Genomic DNA, 20,771 nt, shown 5'->3' on the forward strand with positions numbered 1-20,771 from the left:
ACCGCAACCCCCTTGAACGCTCACTTGCATGTATGGTGCCCGAGGCGAGACTCGAAGGGCCTTCGCTTCGCGAAGCCCCGGGCTTCGGGCGCGCGGCGCCCTCGCCACGCGCCGCTACAAACAGGCCGCAGGCCTGTTTGCTTAACGCTTCGCGCGCTCACGCGAGTTCGGCACGAAAAAGGGGGCCGCAACCCCCTTGAACGCTCACTTGCATGTATGGTGCCCGAGGCGAGACTCGAACTCGCACGTTGTTGCCAACGGTGGATTTTGAGTCCACTGCGTCTGCCAATTCCGCCACTCGGGCACGTAATGCGTGAGTTAGTTTATCACAGCTTTCTACCGATTAGTCCGAAAATGGAACTTCGAGCATTTCGATGAGTTCGACTGTGCGGAGCATCTCGCGCTGACGGCATCCGCGACCGTCGACCGAAGCCTCACCCATCTGGTTATCGTAAGGGTCCTCGCGCATGCCGTCGAAAGAGGGCTCAAACTCTGCCTGGAATCGATTGTTGGCCACCATACGCCACGGGTCGAGATTGCCAAAGTAGTGACGGCGGCGCCACTCCTCCCCCATCCTGCGAGCAGAAGATCCAAATGACACGTCGGCGTTGAGCCAACCGGTCTGCGGCGTATAGAACTCTGCCCAGTCGTGCGACCCCACCGAATCGGGCGCAACGTACAGGCCGCTCTGCCAACGGGCAGGCACGCCCGCGATACGGCACATGGTGATAAACGTGAGCGCCATAACTCCGCAATCGCCGCGGAGCGAATGCGCGCAGTCATCGGCAATAGATCCCAAAAGCAAGTACGGCGGCTGATAGCGATAGTCGATATGTTGCGTCAGATAATCATAGATAGCACGAGCGCGATCGAGCGGATCCTCGAGTCCGTCAACAACACCGGCCGTCAGCTGCTGCAGATACGGCGTGAATGCAATGTGCGGACGGTCCTCAGAAATATCTTCGGGCAACGGCGCGTCCATACACGGATGCGACGGAAGCGCACCCCCATAAATATCGCGATAAGCGGCATTGATTTGATAGCGATAAGTCACCGAGAATGAGCGCTCACTCGAAGAAGACCACGAGGCGGTACGCGCCGAAGCGTTCGCGGGAGCAACAGCACCCTCCGGCGTCATGTCGAGAATCTCGACCTGAGACTGTTGGCGGCAGGTGGCGGCTACGGGAAGCCAAGCGCGAACGGTCTCCCCCTCTAGAGCGCCGGGGACAGACAAGGACGCCTTAAGCGTAATAACGCGAGTCAATCCGTTTTGTGACTCCATCTCCTTGAGCATCTCGTTGCGCAGTGCAATTCCGTCCGTAGGATCGGGACGCATGCCGGGAACCTCTTTGGGATATACGCGAAGCGAATCGAGGAAGTTGTCGAGAACGAACAGCTCGCCATCGATAAAGCGCCAGTCAATACGCTTACGGTCAATCAGATCGTCAAACTGCTCCTCGGTAAACCCAGGCCACTCCTCGCGGATCATCGCAATAGCTCGATCGCGCGACACCGAAAAATGAAGCGGCGTCTCAAGCATGCGATACCGCTCGGCACGAACGCAGGCAGCCAGCGAAGGCTCAGGGTTCTGCTCCAAAAGGCGATCGCAGGCGGCAACAGCCTGCGTCAAATACCCGGCATCCTTAAGACGAAGAATCTCAGGCGGTAGCCCAATATCGAGATGGCGAAAGTCATCGCAGCAAACATCAACAGAGCAACCAACAGGACCCTCGTCAATAACCTTCCCATCCGAAGGCAACACATTAACAACAGCCATACCAAACTCCAAGTCATTAGAACGCTTGAAGTCCATTGTAGCGAGATAAAAAGAAAGCCCCAACAAGGGAGCCATCAACACCGCCGAACGGTAGTCAAAAAAAGAATTCAGCCCAGTAACCCTGCGGCGTTAAACGAAGGAAGCCCCGTCCCCCGGAACTGTTTCCTTGGCGCGACTTCTGGCGAAGCCAGGTGAGCGCAAAGGAAACAGTGTAGGGAGACGGGGCTTCCGGCGGGAAGTTTAGCGACGCTTACGCCTTGTTGACGGAGCCAAACTCCTCCATGAGCTCCTTGGTGCGGGCAACGATGTTGTCGCGACCAGGCTTGAGGAGCTTGCGGGGGTCAAAGCCCTTGCCCTGCTGATCCTTGCCGGCCTCGATGTACTCGCGAACGCCCTTGGCGAAGACGAGCTGCAGATCGGTGTTGACGTTGATCTTGGAGATGCCCAGGGAGATGGCCTTCTTGATCTGATCCTCGGGGATGCCGGTGCCACCGTGCAGGACGAGGGGCAGGTCGCCGGTCTGAGCCTTGATCTCGCCCAGGCGCTCGAAGGAAAGGCCAGCCCAGTCGGCAGGGTACACGCCGTGGATGTTGCCGATACCGCAAGCGAGGAAGTCAACGCCCAGGTCAGCAATCTGCTTGCACTCAGCAGGATCAGCGAGCTCGCCGCTGGAGGTCACGCCGTCCTCGGTGCCGCCGATGCCGCCGACCTCGGCCTCGATGGACATGCCCTTGGAGTGGGCAAGCTCAACGAGCTCCTTGGTGCGGTCGAGGTTAAGCTGGAAGGTCTCCTCGTGAGAGCCGTCATACATGATGGACGTGAAGCCGGCCTCGATGCACTTGAAGCAGTCCTCGTAAGAACCGTGATCGAGGTGAAGGGCGACGGGAACGGTAACGCCCGTGGCCTCGACGGCAGCCTTGACCATGTCGGCGCAGACCTTGAAACCGCCCATCCACTTAGCGGCACCAGCGGTGCACTGAAGGATCAGCGGAGACTTGGCCTCCTCGGCGGCCTGGAGAATAGCCAGGGTCCACTCGAGGTTGTTGGTGTTGAAGGCACCGAGACCGTACTTGCCGGCTTCGGCCTTCTTGAGCATGTCTGCTGCGTTGACGAGCATAAAAGAAACCTCCTGTAAGGTTGCTCCGATAACGCCTGAGATTTTACCACGACATACCCGAGCATAAACGTTCGTTTGTTCACGAATACCATCCGATTGGACAAATTTTGACCGTTTGCCCCACAGAATCGACCCACTGGGGAAAATAGCTTGACGATTGAGCGGTCTTCGTGGTTCGAAAGACGGCTTCGAGCCTACATCTGCATAAACGGGTTCTGCATAAGTTCGCGCGCCATCGTGGTCGAATCGCCATGGCCCGTCAAGCAAACGGTATCGGGCGGAAGCGTCTTGGCAAGTTTGGAGAGCGAGCGCATAATCGCCGCCTCGTCACCGCCGGAAAGATCGGTACGACCGTGGCTGCCCGGGAAAAGCGTGTCGCCCACAAAGGCGATGTTCCCCTGCTCGGTCGCGGCGAACAGGACGATGCCGCCCGGCGTATGCCCCGGCGTCTCGATCACCTGCAGGCAGACGTCGCCCACCTCGATTGTATCGCCCTCGGCAAGCAAACGCGTCGGCTCACCCGGATCGGGCGTCTCGATACCCCACATGACACGCTGCTCCTCGATATTTGCGCGAGGTACCGTCACGTCCTTAGCGCACAACTCATATAGTGCACTGTCGCCAACGACAGCTCGAACCCCGGCAACCCCGCCAACATGGTCGGCATGACCGTGCGTGCAGACAGAGCCGAGTACGCGCACCTCGGGATGCGCGGTGCGGATATGCTCCACAAGACGCTCGCCCTCCCACGCCGGATCGACGATTAAGCACTCGTCATTCGAAATCACGGCGTAACTGTTGGTCTGAATCGGGCCGTTGACGAGCGCCTCAATCGAAGCCGCACCTCGGGGTGTCAGGTCCAAAGTCATATCGTCCATGCGCATGCCCTCCTTCTAAAATACGTTCGAGGCACCAAACGATGCCTCGAACGTAACCAATATCTATGATGCTGAGAGGCTCTCGCACCTACACACGGCGCTTGAGCTGAGCTCCGCCTTCGCCGGGCATAAGACGGCGAGCGTCGTAGACCGAATCGACACTGCTGATGGAAGCCAGCAGCGGATCCAGGCCGCTCGCATCCGAAATCTCGACCATAAAGCGCAGAGTCGCAATACCCTCGCGGTTGGTCGAGGTGGCGGCGGAAAGGATATTGCCGCCTGCATCGCCAATGGCAATGGTGACGTCCTTGAGCAGGCCCATGCGGTCCAGGCACTCGACCACGATCTCGACCTGGAAGAGAGTGTCGGCAGCACCATCCCACTCTACGTCAATCATGCGCTCTGGGTGCTCCATGAGGCCCTTGACGTTGGGGCAGTTGGCGCGATGCACTGAGACACCTCGGCCACGCGTGATGAAGCCGACGATATCGTCGCCCGTCACGGGGTTGCAGCAATGAGCCAGACGGACCAGCAGGCCACTGTTGCTCTCGCCCTTAACGATAATGCCGTTACTTGCGCTCTTGCCACGCTTTTGCGGCTTGCGGTTGGAGCCGCGGGCCGGCTGTTTCACGACCTCGGCGATAGCCTCGGCCTTGGTGAGCTGTTCCTCGGGCTTGGGGTCCAAGATTTGCTCGACCTTATTACCCACAGCGCGCGGGGCAACCTTGCCGGCGCCAACGGCAGCAAACAGGTCCTCGAGCTGCTTGAAGTTAAACTGCTCCGCCACGGCGTTGAGCGCACGCGTGGAGCGCGGCGTGGAGATGCCATACCCGCGCTTGCGCAGGTCCTTGGCCAGCATATCGCGGCCGGCGGCAGCGTCGTCGTCCTTAGTCGCGGCGGCAAAGTAGCGACGGATCTTGGACTTGGCCGAAGGCGTCTTGACGATCTTGAGCCAATCACGCGACGGTTTGGAACTCTTGTTAGTCAGGATTTCAACGCGGTCGCCCGTCTTGATCTCGTGCGTGAGCGGGGCCACAGCACCGTTGATCTTAGCGCCGACGCAGTGGTTTCCCACCTCGGTGTGAACGGCATAGGCAAAGTCGAGCGGCGTGGAGCCGGCACGAAGCGCCATGACCTCGCCCTTGGGCGTAAAGACGAAGATCTCCTGATCGAAGAGGTCGACCTTCAGCGAATGCAGGTATTCCTTGGCGTCGGTGATCTCATCAGACGCAGCCCAATCGAGCGAATGCTTGAGCCAGTTGATCTGGTCGTCCAAACGTTGAGCGTCATTGGTCTTGGAAGCAGACGATCCGCCCGACTTCTTATATAGCCAGTGGGCGGCAATGCCGTACTCGGCCTGCTCATGCATCTCATAGGTTCGAATCTGAATCTCGAGCGGGCGGGCCGTGGGGCCGATAACCGTCGTATGGAGCGACTGGTAGTTATTGACCTTGGGCATGGCGATATAGTCTTTAAAGCGACCGGGCATGGGGTGCCACAGCGTATGCACTGCGCCGAGCGTGGAGTAGCAATCGCGCACCGAATGGGTAATAACGCGCAGCGCCACCAAATCGTAGATCTCGGAGAATTCCTTGCCCTTGCGCTTCATCTTTTGGTAGATGGACCAATAGTGCTTGGAGCGGCCGTTGATCTGGAAGCCCTCCAGGCCAATGCGGTTGAGCTCGTCGGTGAGCGTCTTGATGGTCTCGGCCAGATAGCGCTCGCGAACCTCGCGCGACTCAGCCACCATGCGCGCGATTCGCTGGTAGGCGTCGGGCTCAAGGTAGAAGAAGGACAGGTCCTCGAGCTCCCATTTAATGGAGCTCATGCCCAGACGGTCGGCCAGAGGCGCATACACGTCCATGGTCTCGCGAGCCTTAAACAGGCGACGGTCCTCACGCAGGGCTGCAAGGGTGCGCATGTTGTGCAGACGGTCGGCAAGCTTAACGATGATGACGCGGATGTCCTTGGACATGGCGAGGAACATCTTGCGCAGCGTGAGGGCCTGTTTCTCGTCCATGCTGTCGACTTCGATGTTGGTGAGCTTGGTCACGCCATCGACGAGCTCGGCCACCGTATCGCCAAACAGGCCGGAAACATCGGCAAGCGAAGTCTCGGTATCCTCGACGGTATCGTGCAGCAGCGCGGCGCACACCACGTCACAGTCCATCTTAAGATCGGCCAGAATGATGGCCACCTCGACGGGATGGTTGATGTACATCTCACCCGAGCGCCGCTTTTGGTTGCAATGCTTCTCGGCAGCAAAGCAGTAGGCCTGCTCAACCTTAGAAAAGTCGTCCTCATTCATATATTTGAGGCACAGACGCTCCAGCTTGTCGTAGCTGTCCGCCATAATCTCGGGCGGCAGCTCATCGGCATGCTTATAGTGCTCCATCTCCGAAAACGGCTGGAGGGTGGAATCATGGGCGGTACGGGCTGCGGCATCCATCGAGGTCCCCTTCCCCTAGGCCCGCGGTACGATCGGGCGGTTAACTTTGGCTAGCATATCAGAAGCGCACGAATCGAGCGCCCAGCTCCGGAAAGCCGAAAACTCCATGCGCGAGCGCAAGCCCTCCAAATAGCGAATTGACCTGCTCAATTGCACGCGGCCGGGGTTTTCGGCCATCGCGATGCGACGGGTGTCGTCAAACCCCGAAACGCGACAGAAACCAAGCTCTTCGAAGATTCCTAGGCCGCTTTCCACCGAGCGCTCGTCGACCGGCGTGCGGGCATCGATGGCAAGGCACATCTGCGCGATGTCGATATCGCTTGCGCAGAATGAATCATCCCCGGTCTTGCCGCGGTTGGAGCGCCACATGGTCTGCAGCGCGCGATAGAGTGTGACGAGCTCGTCGCGCTCGGGTGCGTAGCAGTCGAGCAGGCGCTCGTTAATGCGGGCATCGCGCGACGAATAGAGCAGGTGGATCACGGCGGGCTGGCCATCGCGACCGGCACGGCCGCTCATCTGGTTAAACTCAATGCCGCCAAACGGCATGTGATAGAGCACGACATGGCGGATATCGGGCAGGTTGACGCCCTCGCCAAAGGCAGATGTCGAGACGATGCAGCTGAGGCTGCCGTCTCGGAATGCTTCCTCCACGCGACGGCGATCGGAACGCGCAAGCCCCGCGTTATAGAACGCGATATGGGTTGCGCAATCGGGCACACGCTTGCGCAACGTCTTGGCGAGCGCCACGGACTGGTCGCGCGAATTGACGTAAATGACGGTCTTCTCCCCCGTCGCCACGATCGACACCAAACGGTTCTCGCGGCTCGCAAGGTCGCGGTCGTCCTCGAGCTGCAGGTTCTCGCGCACCGTCTCGTCGACCACCGTGCGAGTGATCGGCAACATGCGGGCAAGCTCGGCCACGACCGGAGCCGTCGCGGTGGCCGTCGCAGCCATAACGACCGGGTCGCCCAGGGCTTTGAGGATATCGGGCATGTCAAGATAGGCGCTGCGGTCGCCGCCCTTGGCAAGGCCGGCGTGGTGCGCCTCATCGATAACGACAAAGCCGATGCGGCCCGAACGCGCGAAGCGGTCACGGTGGATAGACAGGAACTCGGGCGTCGTGAGCACGATACCGGTGCGGCCCGAAGCTAGACCGGCGAACACGTCATCGCGTGCGGCCTCCACGGTCTCGCCGGTCAGCACGCCAACGCCAATGCCAAGCGCTGCCATCGTCGACGAGAGGTGATAGGCCTGGTCGGCAACGAGCGCACGCAGCGGATAGACAAAGATGCTCGCACGTCCGCGAAGCACCGCCTCACGCGCGGCATGCACATGGAAGATGAGCGACTTGCCGCGGCCCGTTCCCATAACCGCCAAGACACTCTGGTGATCGGCCAAAGCGTCGAGCGCCTCAACCTGAGCGCGGTGCGGCTGGTTCGAGCCGATAAAGCTATGGATAAGCGAGCGCGTCAGCTCGGTATAAGAAAGCTGGGCAAGCGTCTCGCGCTTGCGCGACTCCAGGCGCAGATCGGAGTCCACCGGCAGCACGCCACGACGAAGCTCGCATGCCGGATCGTCGACGCTGGGCAGCGTGCTATCGCGGACCAGAACATCCTTGACCATGAGCTTGGGCTTCACACGACCCTGCCAATGCTCGGCAACGGCCTCGAACACCAAGTCGACGGCGCTGTCGCAATTGATAAGCCTGTCGATCTGCGGTACACGAAACATGATGGCCGGCACACTCGCAGCGCCATCCGTCGCCACGAAGCGCATATGCTCGCCGGTCTTACCCACCACGGCACGATCACACATCGTCACGCCCTCGGCAGCCAGCAGCGGCACCTTATTACCCTGGCCAAACGGCTCAAGGCGGGAAATCTGCTCGATGGTCTCGATATTCAATTCGGAAAGGTCGACCGTGGCGGCAACCTCGTCGGTGTCCTCAAAGTCCTCGGCGGGAAGCTCGGACAACACGGCGGAAAGGCGACGGCGGAACTCATCGAGCTTGGATGCCTCGATGGTCACACCCACCGCACCAGCATGTCCGCCGCGACGAATCATCAGGTCGGAACAGCGCTCGATGGCGTCAAACAGGTTAACTTTGCCCACCGAGCGACCAGAGCCGCGCGCGATACCGTCCTCGATCGAGAACAGCAGCGCCGGCACGTGGTAGCGGTTGGTCAGGCGGCTCGCCACGATGCCCTTGACGCCCTCGTGCCAGCCCTCACCTCCCACGACGATTGCGCGCCCGCCGTCATAAGTCTCCTCGACCTTCGCCATGGCATCGCGCGTAAGCTCGGCCTCGATCTCGCGGCGTTGGCGATTGATTTCCTCGAGCTCGGCGGCAAGCGCGCTCGCTTCAATGGGGTCGCGGGCAAGCAGCAGGTCGAGCGCCAGCTTGGGATCAGCCATGCGGCCGGCAGCATTCAGACGAGGGATGAGCGAAAACGACAGGCCGTCGGCCGTAATGGTAGAAAGGTCGGCCTTGGCAAGTGCGGCAAGCGCGATATAACCGGGGCGGGCCGTCACGCGCATCTGCTGGATGCCCTCGGCGACCAGTGCGCGGTTCTCGGGCGTCAGCGGCATCATGTCGGACACGGTGCCCAGCGCCGCGACCTCGATCAGCGAACGCCAATACGACGGCTTGTCCAGACGCTCGCCCAGGACTTGCACCAGCTTGAGTGCCACGCCGGCACCGGCAAGCTCACGCGAGGGACCCTCGTCCTCGAGCTTGGGGTCGGTCAGGGGCACGCCCTGCGGCACCTGGTCGGAGGGCTCGTGATGGTCCGTGACCACCAAATCGATCCCCAGGCTCTCCAGATAGGAAACCTCTTCCTTGGCGGCAATGCCGTTATCGACGGTCACGATCAGGTTGGGTTGGGCGAGCTCGTTGACGCGGTCGAGCGCCGCACGCGACAGGCCGTAGCCCTCGTCAAAGCGATGCGGAATAAACGGCGTGACGTTGGCGCCAAACGAACGTAGCGCCTCGGTCAACAGACAAGTCGACGTAATACCGTCAACGTCAAAATCGCCAAAGACGGCGATGTGCTCGTGGTTGCGAATAGCACGCTCGATGCGGTCGGCAACGACCGACATGCCCGGGATAATGAGTGGGTCGGCCCAGTCGCGATCGAGCGAAGGCGTCAAAAACAGCTGGCCTTCCTCGATGGATGTAATGCCGTGCGCAACCATAATGCGCGCCACCAACCCTGGTATGCCCAGGCCAGCCGAAAGCTCCTTTTCGAGCTCGGGGTTTTGCTGAGCGACTGCCCAGCGATGCGTCGTCTTAAGCGATGACATAGGCGCCCACCCCCGATAGGGGCAGGTCGCCGCGATACCTCTCACGGTTCATAGCGATGAGTCCTCTGTGTATGCCCGCTTCGGCAGGCAGATCTGTTGAACGGATTTATTATACCGTGCAGCGCGGACGCACAACGTCCAGCACGCCGTGGTTTCGATAAACGAGGACGGTAATAGCCTCGAAATAATCGAACGTTTCAGCCGCACGGACGCATGCGAGCGTCTAGCATATCCATTCAAAACGGGTTCACGAGCAAAGGGAGTCACAAGAGTATATGAAGCAATGGGTTGGACTGGGCAAGTTTCTCGCAGGGCACATGCAGGTCATCGTTCCGATTTGCGTAACGCTCGGCGTGCTCTTTCCCCAGCAGATCGGCGTTCTCAAGCCCATCGTTCCCGCGCTCTTCGCCTTTATGACGTTTCAGGGTGCGCTCAGCAACACCTTCCACCAGGTAGCTGAGGTGTTCCGCCGTCCGCTGCATTTGATTTTGGCGTTATTTGTCTCGGCCGTGCTCATCCCCATCGCGGCGTATGCCATGGGCTCACTGTTCTTTGGCTCCAACCCCAACCTTGTCTGCGGCATCGTGCTCGAGTACAGCGTGCCCGTGGCAGTCACTGCCTTTATGTGGATTAGCATGTTCGGCGGCAACGGCCCGCTCGCGCTCACCATCATCCTGACGTCCTCGGTCATCTCACCTGTGACGATTCCTCTTACGCTCAAGCTCCTGCTGGGCGCCACCGTCTCGATCGACGTGCCGAGCATGATGCAGAATATGGCCTTTATGATCGCCATACCCGCCGTGCTCGGTATCGTCATTAACGAACTCACGCGCGGCTGGGGTCATGAGAAACTCTCCCCCGCGCTTTCGCCCGCCTGCAAGTTCATGATGATGGGCGTCATCGCGTCCAACTCCACCGCCATGAGCGAGTACGTGCTGCACATGAACATGGTACGCCTGGAAGTCGCCCTCTTTATCCTGGCGTTCGCCATCAGTGGCTTTATCATCGGCATCCTGGTCGCACGTGTCCTGCATCTGCCGTATAGCGAGACGACCACCATGTGCTTTACCTGTGGCATGCGCAATATCTCTTCGGGCGCCGTCATCGCCACACAGTATTTTCCCGGCGAGGTCGTGTTCCCCGTCATGTGCGGCACGCTGTTTCAGCAGGTACTCGCCTCGCTTATCGGACATCTCTTTGAACGTCTGACCGGCGAGGAGCGCGCCAAACAGCGCAAGCGGGTCGAGGCCGGGCGCGACGCGATGGCACGCTAAGCAGCACTCTTTTCGCAGGCGCTCGCCTTGCTACGCGAGCGTTTCCAGATGCGCACGCAGGCGCTCAGCATCGATATCGAGCGTGGTCTCGGCATTGACCTGGGCCAGACGATAGCCCACAAAGTAGGGCGAAACCACCCAACGTGGCAGAGCCTTGGCAATGGTCCGGCCGTCCATGTGGTAGAAGAACAAGTTGTACGACTCCGCGCGACCGCCATGGTGCTCGTGCAGGATATAGCGCAGGGCCACCTGAATCGCATCGGCAAACAGGTCCGCTTCGGCTTGATCGCGGGCGTCGTCGCTGGCGGCGATTCCCTGTGGAGCCGAGACGTTGACCTCAAAGAACCCCATGATCGGTTCGGTTGAGATGTCGACCGAGATTCTCCCCTGTTGCCAGACACTGATGCCTTCAAAGTTGGCTGAGGTCAGCGCCGCATAGCCGTCCTCCTGTTCCAGGCCCACAATCTGCATGTGTGGATGGACGAGGCTGCCGCCCGAAAGCGGGCCTTTGTTCTTGTACATGAGCACACTGCGGTACTGTTGAGAATCGATCATCTGCTGCCAACAGCCCAGGGCAAACCGCATCACATGATGCAGCTCATCCGGTTCATAGGTCACCAGGTCGGCGTCGTGATTGGCAGACTCGATCAATACGGTCTGACGTGTGGCCCGCAAGGTCTTGAACTTATTCTCGAGCCAGATGCAGTCACCATCGCGCTGGATGATGTTGGCAAGTCCCTCCGTGTCGCAAAAGGGGCACGCGGTGCCAGGGCGACGATTATCGTCGGGCTTACCGCTCGCCTGCTGAACGTCAAATACCAGCGCCACGGGTTATACCTCCAGCGGCACGATCTTGGTGCCATGGAGCTCGGAGACGCCCAGCGCCGCCGCGACCGCGTCGCGATTTGCCGTAGTGATGCCGCCGCCGGGAAGGATGGTCAAACGATCGCCCGCATACTCGATTAAACGAGCCAGGTGATCGAAATTATCCTCGATCGACGTACCGGCAGCGCCGCCATGCGTGAGGATGCGCGTAACGCCGCAGTCGGCAAGTGTATCAATCGCATCGAGCTGAGCCTCGGGCGAGAGCTGGTCAAACGCCATGTGGAAGGTGATGTCGATGGACTCGCGCTTACATTCCTCGGTCGCGCAGCCCGTAGCCATAACGAGGGCGCCGAGGGTGAGCTCGTCGAGCGCCCAGCCGCCGGCAAAGGGCTTGCAGCAGCCAAAGACCAGGCCGTCAACGCCGGCGCTCACAGCAAGGCCCAGGTCCATCTCCATCATGCGCAGCTCGTCCTGGTTGTAATGAAAGTCGCCACCACGCGGACGGATCATGCACATCACTCGCGCGTCATGCTCGTGAGCATAGCTGACTGTAGCGCTGATAACACCGGCCGAGGGTGTAGTGCCACCGACGGCAAGGTTGTCGCACAGTTCAATACGCCTTGCACCGGCATCGATAGCCGCCGGCACCCGCTCAAAGTTCTCGGCACAAAACTCGTACAGCATAGATAGACCCCCAGATGACACTTCTATTTCCACATGGCATTGTCGCACTTTAAATACCAACCCGCATGACAGAGCAAAATGATTTGGCGGGGACGAAGGAAAACGTCCTCAACGACTACCTCCAACGCCGCAGGCAGAGGACGGACAGCGAGCGGGCACCAGAGCGAACAAATTGGCATGAAAAGAGGGCGGCATAGACCTTCTGGTCATGCCGCCCTCTTTGAATGACAAGTTGTCGCTCTGGTGCCCGCGCAGCGTCAACTGGTCCGCCGTTCGGCAGAACGGCGGAACCGCCTAGCCGCCCAAGTAAGCCTTGCGCACGTTGTCGTCGTGCAGGAGCTCCTGGCCGGTGCCGGTCATGGTGATCTTGCCGGTCTCGAGCACGTAGCCGCGCGTGGCGATGGAAAGCGCCATCTGCGCGTTCTGCTCGACCAGAAGCACCGTGGTGCCGGCCTTGTGCAGGTCCTCGACAATCTGGAAGATCTGCTCGATCAGAATCGGCGCCAGGCCCATGGAGGGCTCGTCGAGCATAAGCAGCTTGGGGTTGCTCATAAGTGCGCGGCCCATAACGAGCATCTGCTGCTCGCCGCCCGAAAGGGTGCCGGCGACCTGACGGCGGCGCTCCTTAAGGCGCGGGAACTGCTCGTAGACGCGCTCAAGGCCCGGGGCAACCGTGGACTTGGGCTGCGTATAGGCACCCATTTCCAGGTTCTCCTCGACCGTCATCTGCAAAAACGCGCGACGGCCCTCGGGCACCTGGGCCAGGCCCTTGCCCACCAGCTTGTCGGCAGGCGTATGGGTAATGTCCTCGCCCATAAACTTGATGGAGCCGGTCTTGGAACGCAGCAGGCCCGAGACGGTCTTAAGCGTCGTGGACTTGCCGGCGCCGTTGGCACCGATCAGAGCCACGATCTCGCCCTCGTTGACGTTAAAGGAGATGTCCTTGATGGCGTGGATAGCGCCGTACCAGACGTTGATGTTGTAGACGGAAAGCATCGGCTCTGCCATTTAGTTCTCCCCCTTATCCTGCTTGCCCAGATATGCCTCGATAACAGCGTCGTTGTTCTGGATCTCCTCGGCCGTGCCCTTGGCGATGACCTTACCAAAGTTGAGCACGCAGATGCCCTCGCAGATGTTCATAACGAGCGACATATCATGCTCGATAAGCATGATGGCGATACCAAAGGTGTCGCGAATCTTGACGATGTTCTCCATGAGCTCCGCGGTCTCGGACGGGTTCATGCCGGCGGCAGGCTCGTCGAGCAGCAGCAGTTTGGGGTTGGTGGCAAGCGCGCGAACGATCTCCAGACGACGCTGAGCGCCGTAAGGAAGCGAGCCGGCCTGTTCATTTGCCAGGTGCTCCATGTCAAAGATGGACAGCAGCTCCATGGCGCGCTCGTGGGCGGCCTTCTCGTGCTTCCAATACGTAGGCAGGCGCAGCACGCCCTCAAAACCGGAGTAGCGCTCCTGGTTGTGCAGGCCGACCTTGACGTTGTCCTCCACCGTCATGGTGTTGAACAGACGGATGTTCTGGAACGTACGGGCAATACCCATGCGGTTGACCTGGTAGACCGACTTGCCCGAAGTGTCCTCACCGTCGAGCAGGATGGTGCCGTGCGTAGGCTGGTACACCTTGGTGAGCAGGTTGAAGACCGTGGTCTTGCCAGCGCCGTTGGGGCCGATGAGACCGGCGATCTCGGTCTTGCCGATAGTCAGGCTAAAGTCGTCGACTGCCTTAAGACCACCGAACTCAATGCCCAGGTGAATGCACTCGAGCGCCGGGCGCTGACCCAGGTCGCGGTCGGGAACGATGGCGCCAGAAGGATACGGAACCATCTTGCCCTTGTTGAACTCAAACTTACTGGGCATCGGCTGCCACCTCCTTCTTGGAAGCAAGGCGGTCCTTAATGCGTGCGAAGAACGCCTTGAGCTGCGGGTTGTTGGTAAAGATCATGACCAGGATCAGCACGATGGCGTAGATGAGCATGCGATAGTCCGAGAACTGACGGAGCAGCTCGGGAAGCACCGTGAGCAACGCCGCGGCGATGACGGAGCCGCGCATATTGCCCAGACCACCCAGGACCACGAACACCAGGATGAGGATGGACGTGTTGAAGTCGAACTTGGTGGCGGAGAGCTGCGAGAAGTTACCGCCGAAGAGAGCTCCGGCAGCACCGGCGAGGGCAGCGGAAACCACGAAGGCGATCATGCGGTACTCGGTGACGGAGATGCCTACGGACTCGGCTGCAATCTTGTTATCGCGCACGGCAATAATGGCACGACCGGTACGGCTGCGAACCAGGTTGAGCACAATCACGAGCGCGACCATAACCAGGATTGCGCCGGCAAGGAAGGTCGAATAGGTCGACACGCCCGATGCGCCCTGCGCGCCCTTGATGATGGCGGTGCCGTCCTCGAGCAGGTGCAGGTCGTCGATCGTGGAGTTACCCGTGATGTTAAAGATCACATGCAGGCCGCGGGAATCGACGCCCACAATGAGGCAGGTGACGACCTCTTTGATGATCTCGCCAAAAGCCAGGGTCACAATGGCCAGATAGTCGCCGCTCAGGCGCAGGACCGGGATACCGATCAAGAAGCCCAAGAGGGCAGCGGCGATAGCGCCGACCACAATGCTGATGATCAGACGCATCGGATCGGACGGAACGGTGCTCTCCAGCGCGACGGCAGTGACGATGCCCGTATAGGCACCGACGCTCATAAAGCCCGCGTGGCCCAGCGACAAGTCGCCCGCGATGCCGACGACGAGGTTAAGGGAGATTGCCATGACGATATAGGCCGTGATGGGAACCAACTGACCGGCGATCATGCGCGGGATCATGTGGTTAGACTGCATAAAGAAGACGATGGCGAACGCCACAACGCACATGGCGTACGTGACAAAGTCGTGACGCGTCTGCTTGTCTTTAAGAAACTTCATAACGCTCACCTACACCTTCTCGGGGACGTACTTGCCCAAGAGGCCGGCAGGCTTGACGAGCAGGACGATGATCAAAACACCAAAGACGATGGAGTTGGCAAGGCTCGTGGAAATGTAAGCCTGCGCCATTGCCTCGATGATGCCGATGAGAATGCCGCCGACAAAGGCACCGGGGATGGAGCCGATGCCGCCGAAAACGGCAGCGTCGAAGGCCTTGATGCCAGGCATGGCGCCCGTGGTGGGCTGCAGGACCGGCGAGTAGGAGCACAGGAGCACGCCGGCGATGGCAGCGAGGGCGGAGCCGATGGCGAACGTCATCGAGATGGTGCGGTTGACGTTGATGCCCATGAGCTGAGCGGCGGCCTTGTCCTCGGACACGGCGCGCATGGCCTTGCCCATCTTGGTCTTACCTGTAAAGAACATCAGGCCGGCCATGATAACCAGGCAGGCGACGATGGTGACGAGCGAGACGGCGCTTACGTTAAACTTGGCCAAGAACTCCGGCACCGGGAAGGTGACGAGCGAAGTGAAGTTCTTGGGCGTGGCGCCCCACAGAAGCTGCGCGGCGTTCTGCAGGAAGTAAGACACGCCGATGGCCGTGATCAGAACGGCCAGCGGGCCTGCTTGGCGCAGCGGCTTATAGGCCAGACCCTCAATGAGAACACCGAGAACCGTGCAGACCACACAAGAGAGAACTACAGATGCCCAGCCCGGGAGGCCGAGATACGACGTGGCGCAGAACGAGACATAGGCACCGACCATGATGACATCGCCGTGAGCGAAGTTGAGCATCTTGGCGATACCGTAGACCATGGTGTAGCCCAACGCGATGATGGCGTAGACGCTGCCCATGGACAGGCCGTTGACCAGGTATTGGATAAAGACCGTCATGTTCCACATCCCCCTTTCGAATAGGTTTCCAGTTAATGTATGAAACAGGGACGTTACGCTGTCCCTAGATACCAAGCAAGCAGGGAAGGCCAAAACCTCCCCTGCTTGGGATCAAAACCGCTCTATGTAAGGCGGCCAATTAGGCCTGTACGTACTTGCCGTCGGTGATGACGTACGCCGTGGGCTCCTTCTGGACCTGGCCCTTATCGTTCCAGGTGAGCTTGCCGGTCAGACCGTCAACGGTAATCTTGAGCATAGCCTTGGACAGCTTCTCGGCGACCTCGGTCGGATCGGCGTCGACACCAAGACCGGCCTCCTTGACGGCCTCGGCCACCGCGTGCACGCCGTCGTAGGCGTCGGCGGCAAACTGGTCGGGGGTATCGCCGTACTTATCCTTGTAAGCGTTAACGAAGTCGGCGTTCTTCTCGTCGTCGGCGGAGAACGGGGTCATGAGCAGCAGACCCTCAGCAAGAGAGGTATCGAAGCCCTCAACGCCCAGGATGCCGTCCATGCCGTCGCAGCCCATCATCTTGACGTCGTAGCCCATGTCCTTGGCGTTCTTGAGCAGGACGGACGCCGGCGTGTAGTAGATCGGCGCAAAGATCATGGTGGCGCCGGCCTGCTTGGCCTTGGTCAGCTGGTTGGTAAAGCTCGTGGCGGAGTCGTCCTTAAAGGTCTCCTCGTCAACAATCTCGAGCTTGGACTCAGCGGCCTGGGCCTTAAAGGAATCTGCGATGCCCGAAGAATAGGCGTCGCCGGAGTTATAGAACAGCACGAACTTCTCGTCCGCATACTTCTGCGCCAGGAACTTGGCAGCGTTGACACCCTGGTTGGGGTCGGTGAAGCAAACCTGGAAGACGCAATCCTTGCCGTCGGTGACGTCCTCGGAGGACGCGGACGGGGTGATCATGAACGTCTTGGGGTCGTTACCGCACTCGGCGGCAACGGCAACCGACGCACCCGTGGTGGTCGGGCCGACGAGGGCCTGCATGCCCCAGTCGAGCAGGGTGTTGAAGGCGTTGACGGCCTTCTCGCCGTCGGCCTGGTCATCCTCGGCCTTGCTGGCAAGCGGCAGCTCCTTGGTCGAGAAATCCTTGCAGCCAAGCTCGACACCCTGGGTAACGGACTTGCCGTAGGACGCGTTGGCGCCGGTCAGCGGGCCGATGGTACCGATCTTAAACGAAGCGTCGCTCGAAGCGGAACCGCTGTCGCCGCCGTTGGAGGAGCAGCCAGCTAGAATGGACATCGCCCCCAGACCTGCTGCGCTCGCGATAACGCTCCTGCGATTCATAACAGGGTTCAATGACTTACCGGTGAGGCTCGACATGCGGCTCTCCTCTCAAATCTCGTCGGGTTTCGGCTACCCGACAGGCCATCCTTCGCCGTGTTCGGCGTTCGCAAAATACTAGACGCTTTAGTTAAGGAAAGTGGCGATTATTTCAACTTTTCTTTGGATTTGTTCATTTATCCATAATTCTGCGTATTTCTATTACTTTATGCAGTAATGCCACTTTATTGTGTGAAAGTAATGTTTCCGTTCTGTTACAGGCGTCCCTGCCCTGAATAAAACGGCCTCACCGGTCGCGCTTTATGCGCACTTAGGCGGCGATGTACTTGCCGTCCTGGATCACATAGGCTGTCCATGCCGTCGACACCCATTAGTGTCATGTCGTAGCTCATGTCCTTGGCGTTCTTGAGCAAAACGGACGCTGGGGTGTAATAGATCGGGGCAAAAATAAGCGTGGCTCCAACAAGGAAACTCCTGCGGTTAAGTACGTTGTTGATGCTAAACATGGTGTCCCCCTTTTTCGCTGGCCGCAGCGCGGCCGTCTTGCGGTACGGGGCAAACCTTATGGCGCAAACGTTGACAGTTTGTTACGGAGTTCCGTTTGTAGCGAGCATGTTTCCAATGTTTCCGCAGCGTTTCGGGGGTGCCGTTTTGTGCGACTCCTGTTGCCTGGCGAGCACGCGCCCTCGGTTCACGCTAGAATGCACTCAACCTTTAAGCGGTTAATCCATCCATAAGATGCACGAAGGAGCTATCTATGAGCGAACCCCTGCGCACCGTGAACGTCGGTCTGATCGGTCTGGGAACCGTCGGCGGCGGCGTGGCCCGTCTGATCAACAGCCACCACGATGAGTACCTGGCAGCCTACGGCATCGACCTTAAGCTGACCCGCGCCTGCGCGCTTGCTTGGGAGCAGGCCGAGGCGGCAGGCATTGAGCGCGAGGCCTTTACGAGTGACTGGCACGATGTCGTCAGCGACCCCGCCGTCGACATCGTCGTCGAGCTGATCGGCGGTGAGCATCCCGCAACCGAGATCTTCACCACTGCCTTCGAGAACGGCAAGCATGTCGTCTCTGCCAACAAGGCCCTGCTGGGCCGTCATGTCGAGACGCTCGCCGAGAAGGCGCGCGCGTGCGGCGTGCAGATTAAGTGCGAGGCCAGCTGCGGCGGCGGCATCCCCATCGTGAGCACGCTCGAGCACGACCTGGTGGGCAACAAGATCCTGACCATCGCCGGCATTCTCAACGGTACCACCAACTATATCCTGTCGCGCATGGACGCCGAGGGCGCCGATTACGCCGACGTGCTTGCCGACGCACAGGCCAAGGGCTATGCCGAGGCCGACCCGTCCGCCGACGTCGACGGCTTCGATGCCGCCAGCAAGACGGCCATCCTCGCCTCCATCGGCTTTGGCACCCGCGTTACCACCGACGATGTGTACCAGCAGGGTATCCGTACCATCGGTGCCGAGGACATCGCCCAAGCCCGCGAGCTCGGCTACACCATTAAGCTGCTCGGTATCGCCCGCAACACCGACACCGGTGTCGACGTCCGTGTGCATCCCACACTGATTCCCGCCGACCATATGCTTGCCAAGGTCAACGGCGCCATGAACGCTGTCTACGTGGTAGGCGACGCCGTAGGCGAGACCATGTTCTACGGTGCCGGCGCAGGCTCCTTCCCCACCGCGAGCGCCGTCGTGGGCGATATCCTGTCGCTCTCCGAGCAGATCAGCCGCGGCGTGGCTCCGCTGCCCGAGATTGAGCCCTATGGCCACAACCTCGCCTTTAAGCCCATGGACGAGCTCCAGACCAAGTACTATGTGCGCCTGAAGGTCGCCGACCGCGTGGGTGCCCTGTCCGAGACGGTCAACATCTTTGCCAAGCACAACATCTCGATCTCGCTCATCAACCAGGTCGAAGACGGCAAGTCGGGCGTCAGCGATGCCTGTTCGGTCATCTTCCTGACGCACCGCGCGCTCGAGAAGGACGTCCAGGCTGCCGCTGCCGAGCTTGCCAGCGTCGACTGCGTGGCCGAGGTCGCCAACGTCCTGCGCATCGAGGACGTCGAGGCCTGGACCGAAGGTGTTATGGCCAACTAATCCAACGCTTGCCTAGCAATACACGCTTTGAGGGCTCCCGTCCGATGTGGGATGGGAGCCTTTTTGTCTCCTGCCCTAAGCACAACGACAGGGCACATTTGCGCGAGCCGCTCATCGGTAACGCGGGCTACCGTTCACCGATATGCAAACACGGCCGATTCCGGTTACGGCTACGCTGTGCTGCGAATGTCCGCCCGCGATGAGAGGAAATACCATGTTGCTCGAGGGCAAGAAAGCAATCATCACCGGAGGCACGCGCGGTATCGGCTATGCCATCGCCTGCCGTTTTATCGAGGAGGGCGCCTCCGTCACTGTCTTTGGCTCGCGTCAAGAGACCGCCGATGCGGCCGTTGAGAAGCTGACAGCCGCCTATCCCGACGCCAAGGTCTGGGGCCGCTCCTGCGACCTCACCTCACTCGAAGCCGTGACCGAGGCCTTTACCCAGGCTGCATCCGACATGGGCGGCTTGGACACGGTCGTCAACAATGCCGGTATCTCCCAGCGTTCACCCCTCTTGGACTACACGGCCGAGGAGTTCGCAAAGGTCATGGACCTTAACGTCGTCGCCGTCTTTAATGGCCACCAGGCTGCCGCCAAGATCATGACCGAGGCCGGCCACGGCGGCACCATCACTACCACAAGCTCGATGGTCGCCAAGTACGGCCAGCCCTCCGGCGTCGGTTACCCCACGTCCAAGTTTGCCGTCAACGGTATGGTCCAGTCGCTCTCGCGCGAGCTCGCCCCCGTGGGCATTCGCGTCAATGCCGTTGCACCCGGCGTAACCAAAACCGATATGGTCGCTAACCTGCCCGAAGAGGTTATTAAGCCCATCATCGCCACCATTCCGCTGGGTCGCATGGGCGAGCCCGAGGATGTCGCCAACGCCTTTGTTTTCCTGGCGAGCGACATGTCCTCCTACGTCACGGGCGCCGTGCTCCCCGTCGACGGAGCCGCCCGCTCTTAAGGGACCACAAGCCTCAGCTCCCAGCCTCAACATAGTCCAACAAAGAAGGCGCGCCGTCTGCATCAACTGCAGGCAGCGCGCCTTCTTCTGTTTGAAAGGGAAGCTGTGTCCCGCAGTCCCGACTCAGACCGGGACGCAGCTTCCCTCAGGGCCATGTTTCGGAAAGAGCGCCCCGTCTTGAACGCCGATTCTGGGATACCGTTTCCGCAACGGGTCTCTCGCGGAAACTGCATCCCACTCTGAGCGCCCATTCCGGGACACAGTTTCCCAACGGCCCCCGTT

The 20,771-nt window shown here is 60.1% G+C and carries 16 protein-coding genes and 1 tRNA gene; 3 read left to right on the top strand and 14 right to left on the bottom strand.

The genetic code is table 11. The features are described 5' to 3' along the window. Positions 1 to 217: 217 nt before the first annotated feature. From JMJ97_RS04805 to recJ, 6 genes are all read right to left on the bottom strand, one after another. Positions 218 to 304, bottom strand: a tRNA-Leu gene (locus JMJ97_RS04805). 39 nt (positions 305 to 343) lie between these two features. Then, entirely contained in the window at positions 344 to 1,777 is a 1,434-nt protein-coding gene (locus tag JMJ97_RS04810; RefSeq protein ID WP_260699348.1) for a transglutaminase-like domain-containing protein, read from the bottom strand. 250 nt (positions 1,778 to 2,027) lie between these two features. Then, positions 2,028 to 2,894: a class II fructose-1,6-bisphosphate aldolase gene (gene fba / locus JMJ97_RS04815; protein ID WP_035137086.1), complete on the bottom strand. Its 867-nt coding sequence runs from the start codon at positions 2,892 to 2,894 to the stop codon at positions 2,028 to 2,030. A 194-nt stretch (positions 2,895 to 3,088) separates the two neighbouring features. Then, the gene (locus JMJ97_RS04820) at positions 3,089 to 3,772 is read right to left on the bottom strand and encodes an MBL fold metallo-hydrolase (RefSeq protein ID WP_338404616.1); all 684 of its coding nucleotides are present in this window, start codon (positions 3,770 to 3,772) and stop codon (positions 3,089 to 3,091) included. An 88-nt stretch (positions 3,773 to 3,860) separates the two neighbouring features. Then, positions 3,861 to 6,221, bottom strand: a complete 2,361-nt coding sequence (locus tag JMJ97_RS04825) for a RelA/SpoT family protein (protein WP_148332598.1) — start codon at positions 6,219 to 6,221, stop codon at positions 3,861 to 3,863. A gap of 15 nt (positions 6,222 to 6,236) precedes the next feature. Further along, the gene (recJ, locus tag JMJ97_RS04830) at positions 6,237 to 9,524 is read right to left on the bottom strand and encodes a single-stranded-DNA-specific exonuclease RecJ (protein ID WP_260699350.1); all 3,288 of its coding nucleotides are present in this window, start codon (positions 9,522 to 9,524) and stop codon (positions 6,237 to 6,239) included. A 275-nt stretch (positions 9,525 to 9,799) separates the two neighbouring features. On the opposite strand from recJ, the gene JMJ97_RS04835 reads away from it, so the two are divergent. Then, complete coding sequence (locus tag JMJ97_RS04835; protein WP_260699351.1) at positions 9,800 to 10,798, top strand: bile acid:sodium symporter family protein; 999 nt, start codon at positions 9,800 to 9,802, stop codon at positions 10,796 to 10,798. 30 nt (positions 10,799 to 10,828) lie between these two features. On the opposite strand, the gene JMJ97_RS04840 is transcribed toward JMJ97_RS04835, so the two are convergent. The 8 genes from JMJ97_RS04840 to JMJ97_RS04875 all read right to left on the bottom strand — a co-directional run bounded on the left by JMJ97_RS04840 (position 10,829) and on the right by JMJ97_RS04875 (position 17,930). Continuing rightward, a complete protein-coding gene (locus JMJ97_RS04840) occupies positions 10,829 to 11,626 on the bottom strand; it encodes a DUF4931 domain-containing protein (protein ID WP_260699352.1) in 798 nt (265 codons plus the stop codon). Positions 11,627 to 11,629: 3 nt separating this feature from the next. Next, on the bottom strand, positions 11,630 to 12,307 hold the full coding sequence (locus tag JMJ97_RS04845; protein WP_260699353.1) for a copper homeostasis protein CutC: 678 nt from the start codon (positions 12,305 to 12,307) through the stop codon (positions 11,630 to 11,632). Between the two features lie 294 nt (positions 12,308 to 12,601). Next, on the bottom strand, positions 12,602 to 13,315 hold the full coding sequence (locus JMJ97_RS04850; protein ID WP_006234438.1) for an ABC transporter ATP-binding protein: 714 nt from the start codon (positions 13,313 to 13,315) through the stop codon (positions 12,602 to 12,604). After that, a complete protein-coding gene (locus tag JMJ97_RS04855; protein WP_089573307.1) occupies positions 13,316 to 14,176 on the bottom strand; it encodes an ABC transporter ATP-binding protein in 861 nt (286 codons plus the stop codon). It abuts the gene before it with no gap. Continuing rightward, a complete protein-coding gene (locus JMJ97_RS04860) occupies positions 14,166 to 15,245 on the bottom strand; it encodes a branched-chain amino acid ABC transporter permease (protein ID WP_260699354.1) in 1,080 nt (359 codons plus the stop codon). Before JMJ97_RS04860 ends, JMJ97_RS04855 begins: the two co-directional genes overlap by 11 nt. 9 nt (positions 15,246 to 15,254) lie before the next feature. Then, positions 15,255 to 16,136: a branched-chain amino acid ABC transporter permease gene (locus JMJ97_RS04865; protein WP_040358647.1), complete on the bottom strand. Its 882-nt coding sequence runs from the start codon at positions 16,134 to 16,136 to the stop codon at positions 15,255 to 15,257. 139 nt (positions 16,137 to 16,275) lie between these two features. Continuing rightward, positions 16,276 to 17,463 carry an ABC transporter substrate-binding protein gene (locus JMJ97_RS04870; protein ID WP_006234442.1) on the bottom strand — a complete coding sequence of 396 codons (1,188 nt, stop codon included), beginning with the start codon at positions 17,461 to 17,463 and terminating at the stop codon, positions 16,276 to 16,278. Positions 17,464 to 17,678: 215 nt separating this feature from the next. Beyond that, complete coding sequence (locus JMJ97_RS04875; protein WP_225093346.1) at positions 17,679 to 17,930, bottom strand: hypothetical protein; 252 nt, start codon at positions 17,928 to 17,930, stop codon at positions 17,679 to 17,681. A gap of 251 nt (positions 17,931 to 18,181) precedes the next feature. Here JMJ97_RS04875 and JMJ97_RS04880 point away from each other — a divergent pair, with 251 nt between their 5' ends. Continuing rightward, complete coding sequence (locus tag JMJ97_RS04880; protein WP_225093345.1) at positions 18,182 to 19,525, top strand: homoserine dehydrogenase; 1,344 nt, start codon at positions 18,182 to 18,184, stop codon at positions 19,523 to 19,525. A 214-nt stretch (positions 19,526 to 19,739) separates the two neighbouring features. Continuing rightward, the gene (locus tag JMJ97_RS04885) at positions 19,740 to 20,489 is read left to right on the top strand and encodes an SDR family NAD(P)-dependent oxidoreductase (RefSeq protein ID WP_195361634.1); all 750 of its coding nucleotides are present in this window, start codon (positions 19,740 to 19,742) and stop codon (positions 20,487 to 20,489) included. Positions 20,490 to 20,771: the final 282 nt, after the last annotated feature.

The sequence above is a fragment of the Collinsella aerofaciens genome (assembly GCF_025289055.1).
In the GTDB taxonomy this organism is placed as follows: domain Bacteria; phylum Actinomycetota; class Coriobacteriia; order Coriobacteriales; family Coriobacteriaceae; genus Collinsella.